This window comes from Rhodoferax sp., from assembly GCF_014859475.1.
Lineage (GTDB): Bacteria > Pseudomonadota > Gammaproteobacteria > Burkholderiales > Burkholderiaceae_C > Rhodoferax.
The window spans coordinates 1-5,110 of record NZ_JACUUE010000181.1; the positions used below are offsets into that span (position 1 = coordinate 1).

A 5,110-nucleotide genomic window follows, 5' to 3' on the forward strand; every position below is an offset into this window, starting at 1 on the left:
CACATTATGCAAAAAGCGTATTTCACAATAAGAAATTGCTATAACGGTGCAAAAGCACGGCAGTGGTGCAGCATCTGGCGACCCGTCTCTGAATCCGCCTTATATTGGTGCGTCGTCCGCTGCATGTCGGCTCAGAGCGCTTACATGGCGATTTACCCAGCCACATACCATCCAGATAGATGGTTTTAGGATGGCACCATGAAACAAGCAAACACCCTCACCCCGGCCAAGCCCAAGCTGGCAGAGTCAGAAAAAATCACCATCAAGCTCGGATTTGTCGACCTGGGACAGATTGACTTGCTGGTGACCGAGGGCTTCTACGGCAACCGCACCGACTTCATCCGCACCGCCATCCGCAACCAGATCAGTACCCATTCGGAGGCCGTCAAGCAGGTGGTGGCGCGCAAGATGCTGGTGCTAGGCCTGCAGCATTTCAGTGCGGACGAGCTGGGCGCGCTGCAGGCAAGCCCGGCAGTCAAAGCCGCACTGGCCAGCCGCCTGCGCTGAGCGCGCCCTACCCCACCACACCCAATTCACCCCCTGAAAGATCACATGAACAACACCTTCCAAATCCTGATGCGCCAGGCCACCGAGCTGACGCAAGCTGGCAGCTTGAATGAAGCCACCGCGGTCATCCAGCGCACCTTGCGTGATGCGGGTGACAGTGCCCCGGACGGCGAGAACGCTGAGAGTTCACCGCTGGTGCTGGAGGACTGCGTCTTTGAGGTCGATGCGCCGGCACCAGCATGAACCAGCGCGCCCGCGAGCAGGGCTTTTGCGTGCTGTACCCGGAGCAGTCACAAGACGCCAACCCCTCACGCTGCTGGAACTGGTTCAAACACAACCACCAACAGCGCGATAGCGGCGAACCGGCCCTGCTCGCCAGCATGACGCTGGCGGTGATGAAGCAGCAGCACATTGACCCCCGGCGCGTCTTCATCGCCGGCCTGTCGGCCGGGGGCGCGATGGCCGCCATCGTGGCTGCGGCCTACCCCGAGATTTTTGCTGCGGTCGGGGTTCACTCGGGTCTGCCAACGGGCGCCGCCAGCAACGTGGCCGAGGCATTGATGGTCATGAAAAGCGGCGAACTGAACGTCGTCATGACCGGCAAGGGACGGCACCTGGGCGCTGCAGCGAAGGCCCCGCTGCGGCCGCAGAACAGCGTGCCGACGATCGTGTTCCACGGCGACCAGGACAGCACAGTGCACCCGCGCAATGGTGAGCAGGTGATTGCGGCGGTGCTTGGCAGTGGCGCCGCCGGCCCCCGGGTGGAGCAAGGCGTTTCGGCGCGCGGCCGGCGCTACACCCGCTCCACCCGCCATGCCGAGCACGGCCGCGCGGTGACCGAGCACTGGCTGGTGCATGGGGCCGGACACGCCTGGTCGGGCGGCTCGGCCGAGGGCTCTTACACCGATGGCAGCGGGCCCGATGCCACACGCGAAATGCTGCGTTTTTTCTTCGAACAACAGGCCTGACAGCGGCGGGCCACCCCAAGCCACAACGCCCAGCATGAAACGATGCCGTGCGTTAACGCACAGACCCGAATTGGTTCTGCGGCAAAAATAATTCCAACCAGCCTTGATCGCCGCACTGCTTTTAACGCAGCAGCCCGGTCGATTGGCGCTTGACCAATGGTGTCTGGCACGGGTCACGCTCAGGCGTTACTCAGGCCTGGACATCGACTTCAACACCTCAAAGGAGCCATCCATGGATACATCCACTTTCCCCAATAAACAGCTTGACTTCCCGTATCTCGAGCATGTCTGACCTTGAATTGGCGGCTGCCAAAGAAAGCCTTCTGGCAAAGATGGCTTCCGCTGAAGCAGCAGCCAATAGCCTTGCCGCGGCGCCGGCTTTGGCGGGGACTTGCTTGCTGTGGCGCTGCTGCTCGAAAACAGGCTCTTGTGAAATCAACAACGCTGATAGGCCGGTGCCACCTGGCGATGGGTTTTAAATAGCCGCCAGCCAGCAGGCCAGAACGTGTCAGCGACCGTGACGGGAACTTCATGGCGCGCAAGGCAAGCTGATGCTCATGAACGGCATGGCCGCCTCGAATACTTCTGGTGGCCAAAGCCCTTTTGTACGCAATCGCACAGATCAAGGCGCGCTGACTCAATAGCATTGGGCCCAGAGTCATCCACTGACTCGCTTGCGAAGCCATTCGCTCACTTACAAAGGAAAACCATCATGAACAAGAATCAAGTCAACGGCACTGTGAAAGACCTCGCCGGTCAAGTCCAGGAGCAAGCCGGAAAGCTCGTTGGAAACAAGGAGCAGGAGGCCAAGGGCATCCACAAACAAGTCACTGGCAAAGCAGAAAAACGACTTGGAGATGCCAAGGAAATCGTCGAGGACGCAAAGGACGCTATCAAGGATACCGTCAAGCGCAGCTAGGAATTTCCTGGCAACACAAGCACCACACAAACCGAAGGAAACCCATGCTGAAATCACGCGAAGGTCAAAAAGTCCCGAATGTCACGTTCCCGATCAGGGTGAATGGCGAATGGGACAAGGTCGACAGCGCCGCCCTGTTCAACGGCAAGGCGGTGGTGCTTTTTGCGCTGCCGGGCGCCTTCACGCCGACGTGCTCCAACATGCATTTGCCGCGCTTCAACGAGCTGGCCGGTGTGTTCAAGGCAAATGGCATCGACAGCCTCATTTGCCTGGCAGTCAATGACCCGTTTGTGATGGAAACATGGCAGACGGCGCAGCGCGCCGAAAACATTGAGTTCCTGCCCGATGGCAACGGTGAATTTTCTGAGGGCATGGGCCTGCTGGTGGACAAAACGGCGATCGGCATGGGCAAGCGCAGCTGGCGCTACGCCATGCTGGTGAAAGATGGCCTGATCGAGAAGATGTTCATCGAGCCGCAGGAGCCGGGCGATCCTTTCAAGGTGTCGGATGCCGACACCATGCTGAACTACATCAACCCCAAGGCCAGCCCCCCGCCGCGCGTCACCTTCTTCAGCAAGCCCGGCTGCCAGCACTGCGCACGCGCACGCAAAATGCTCAATGACAAGGGACTCCGTTTTGAAGAAATCGAGCTCGGCAGCCACGGCATCAGCTACAGCTCCCTGCAAGCCGTGAGCGGCCACGGCACCACGCCGCAGGTGTATGTCGATGGTCAATATGTCGGCGGCGCCGACGAACTGGCACTCTGGCTGGCAAAATAAGTTGTCACCCCTCACATCCAGACTGCCATGACACCTCTTCAAGTCGAAGTCGCCATCATTGGTGCCGGTACCGCCGGCATGGGCGCCTACCGGGCCGCCCGCGCCCATGCCGATTCCGTGTTGCTGATCGAAGGTGGCACCTATGGCACCACCTGCGCGCGCGTCGGTTGCATGCCCAGCAAATTGCTGATTGCCGCCGCCGAGGCCGCGCACCAGGCACACCTTGCACCCGCTTTTGGCGTGCAGGTGCCAGCGGTCACAGTGGACGGGGCGGCCGTGATGGCGCGGGTACAGCGCGAGCGCGACCGTTTTGTCGGCTTTGTGCTGGAAACCATTGACGCCATAGCGCCAAGTGACCGATTAACCGCCAAGGTCAAGTTCCAGGATGCCAACACCTTGATGACCGAGCACGGTCAACTGATTCATGCCAGACGCATCGTCATCGCCACCGGCAGCGCGCCTGTGCTGCCCCCGGTCCTGAAAGGGCTGGACGCGCATTTGCTGACCAATGAAAACGTCTTTGACCTGCCCACTTTGCCAACGCGTCTGGCGGTGTTCGGCCCTGGCGTGCTGGGGCTGGAACTGGCCCAGGCCATGAGCCGTCTGGGGGTACAGGTCAAGGTGTTCGGTGTCGGTGGTGGCATTGCCGGCATTCATGACCCTGCCATTCGGGAGGTTGCCAACCAGACCTTCAACAAAGAGTTTTACCTGGATGCCGCCGCTCAGGTGAAGTCGGTCAGGGAAACCGCCACCGGGGCCGAAGTCAACTACCTGCATCGCGACAGGGTTTGGCGAACCGAGGCGTTCGACTATGTGCTGGCGGCAACCGGGCGGGCGCCCGCTGTGGTCGGCCTCGGCCTGGAACACACGGGCTTGGCGTTGAACGATCGCGGCGTGCCGCTGTTTGACCGCCACACCCTGCAGTGCGGTGACAGCACGGTATTCATTGCCGGCGATGCCAGCAACGACAGCCCCCTGTTGCATGAAGCGGCCGACCAGGGCCGCATCGCGGGCAACAATGCCGCGCGTTTCCCCGACGTCCAACCCGGCTTGCGCCGCACGCCTCTGGGGGTGGTCTTCACCGACCCACAAGTGGCATCGGTTGGCTTGAATCTAAAACAACTCAACGAGCAGTTCAAGGACCGCTTTGCGGTGGGGCTGGTGTCCTTTGAGGACCAGGGCCGCAGCCGGGTCATGCTGCGCAACCACGGCCTACTGAAAGTCTATGGCGAACAAGGCAGTGGCTTGTTCCTGGGGGCTGAAATGTTCGGCCCCGCCGCCGAGCACATCGGGCATCTGCTGGCCTGGGCGGCGCAACAGCGCATGACGGTCTCAAGCATGCTGGACATGCCTTTCTACCATCCGGTGATTGAAGAAGGGGTGCGCACTGCCCTGCGTGACCTCAACCACAAGCTGGAACTTGGTCCGCAGGTGATCGAGCGCTGCATGGATTGCGGGCCTGGCGCTTAGGCGTAGCGCGCTGCCATCACGTCGAGTTGCACCGGTTTGATCTTTGACCCGAAACCGGCGCAGCCAAAGGCTTCGAAGCGCAGTTTGCAGATGCCCATCGCAGCCTTGCGGGCCGCAATCAGTGATTTGCGGGGGTCGAATTCGCTCGGGTTTTGGGCAAAGCTCTGGCGCATGGCACCGGTCATGGCCAGGCGGATGTCGGTATCAATGTTGACCTTGCGCACACCGCTCTTGATGCCACGCTGGATTTCTTCGACCGGCACGCCATAGGTTTCTTTCAGGTCGCCGCCGTACTGGCGGATGATGGCCAGCCACTCCTGCGGCACCGAGCTTGAGCCGTGCATCACCAGATGGGTATTGGGAATTTGCGCGTGGATCTGGGCAATGCGGTCGATCGCCAGAATGTCGCCGGTGGGCTTGCGCGTGAACTTGTAGGCGCCGTGGCTGGTGCCGATGGCAATGGCCAG

At 60.9% G+C, this 5,110-nt stretch carries 8 protein-coding genes; 6 read left to right on the forward strand and 2 right to left on the reverse strand.

Annotated features, from left to right (window positions below; genetic code table 11):
- The first annotated feature begins 198 nt into the window (after positions 1-198).
- The 3 genes from IBX54_RS12365 to IBX54_RS12375 are packed head-to-tail and all read left to right on the forward strand — an operon-like array spanning position 199 to position 1,475.
- Positions 199-507 (forward strand): CopG family transcriptional regulator, encoded by a 309-nt coding sequence (locus IBX54_RS12365; protein WP_296542958.1) that lies wholly within the window; start codon positions 199-201, stop codon positions 505-507.
- A 45-nt stretch (positions 508-552) separates the two neighbouring features.
- Positions 553-750 (forward strand): hypothetical protein, encoded by a 198-nt coding sequence (locus IBX54_RS12370; protein WP_296542959.1) that lies wholly within the window; start codon positions 553-555, stop codon positions 748-750.
- Entirely contained in the window at positions 747-1,475 is a 729-nt protein-coding gene (locus IBX54_RS12375) for a PHB depolymerase family esterase (RefSeq protein ID WP_296542960.1), read from the forward strand. Before IBX54_RS12370 ends, IBX54_RS12375 begins: the two co-directional genes overlap by 4 nt.
- Before the next feature lie 217 nt (positions 1,476-1,692).
- Here IBX54_RS12375 and IBX54_RS12380 read toward each other — a convergent pair whose 3' ends face one another.
- Positions 1,693-1,917 (reverse strand): hypothetical protein, encoded by a 225-nt coding sequence (locus IBX54_RS12380; RefSeq protein ID WP_296542961.1) that lies wholly within the window; start codon positions 1,915-1,917, stop codon positions 1,693-1,695.
- Between the two features lie 270 nt (positions 1,918-2,187).
- Here IBX54_RS12380 and IBX54_RS12385 point away from each other — a divergent pair, with 270 nt between their 5' ends.
- Genes IBX54_RS12385 through IBX54_RS12395 form a run of 3 tightly spaced genes read left to right on the forward strand, consistent with a single transcriptional unit; the run spans position 2,188 to position 4,643 of the window.
- Positions 2,188-2,394 carry a CsbD family protein gene (locus IBX54_RS12385; RefSeq protein ID WP_296542962.1) on the forward strand — a complete coding sequence of 69 codons (207 nt, stop codon included), beginning with the start codon at positions 2,188-2,190 and terminating at the stop codon, positions 2,392-2,394.
- A gap of 44 nt (positions 2,395-2,438) precedes the next feature.
- Positions 2,439-3,173 carry a glutathione peroxidase gene (locus tag IBX54_RS12390; RefSeq protein ID WP_296542963.1) on the forward strand — a complete coding sequence of 245 codons (735 nt, stop codon included), beginning with the start codon at positions 2,439-2,441 and terminating at the stop codon, positions 3,171-3,173.
- A gap of 27 nt (positions 3,174-3,200) precedes the next feature.
- Positions 3,201-4,643 carry a dihydrolipoyl dehydrogenase gene (locus IBX54_RS12395; RefSeq protein WP_296542964.1) on the forward strand — a complete coding sequence of 481 codons (1,443 nt, stop codon included), beginning with the start codon at positions 3,201-3,203 and terminating at the stop codon, positions 4,641-4,643.
- On the opposite strand, the gene IBX54_RS12400 is transcribed toward IBX54_RS12395, so the two are convergent.
- Positions 4,640-5,110, reverse strand: a 471-nt coding sequence (locus tag IBX54_RS12400) for a class II fructose-bisphosphate aldolase (RefSeq protein ID WP_296542965.1), incomplete at its 5' end; no start/stop codon positions are given. The two genes, IBX54_RS12395 and IBX54_RS12400, sit on opposite strands and share 4 nt — an antisense overlap.

What these genes read in the sequence shown, in the direction of transcription:
- IBX54_RS12365 (WP_296542958.1), top strand. Translation starts at nt 199, where the DNA reads ATGAAACAAGCAAACACCCTCACCCCGGCCAAGCCCAAGCTGGCAGAG.
- IBX54_RS12370 (WP_296542959.1), top strand. Translation starts at nt 553, where the DNA reads ATGAACAACACCTTCCAAATCCTGATGCGCCAGGCCACCGAGCTGACG.
- IBX54_RS12375 (WP_296542960.1), top strand. Translation starts at nt 747, where the DNA reads ATGAACCAGCGCGCCCGCGAGCAGGGCTTTTGCGTGCTGTACCCGGAG.
- IBX54_RS12385 (WP_296542962.1), top strand. Translation starts at nt 2,188, where the DNA reads ATGAACAAGAATCAAGTCAACGGCACTGTGAAAGACCTCGCCGGTCAA.
- IBX54_RS12390 (WP_296542963.1), top strand. Translation starts at nt 2,439, where the DNA reads ATGCTGAAATCACGCGAAGGTCAAAAAGTCCCGAATGTCACGTTCCCG.
- IBX54_RS12395 (WP_296542964.1), top strand. Translation starts at nt 3,201, where the DNA reads ATGACACCTCTTCAAGTCGAAGTCGCCATCATTGGTGCCGGTACCGCC.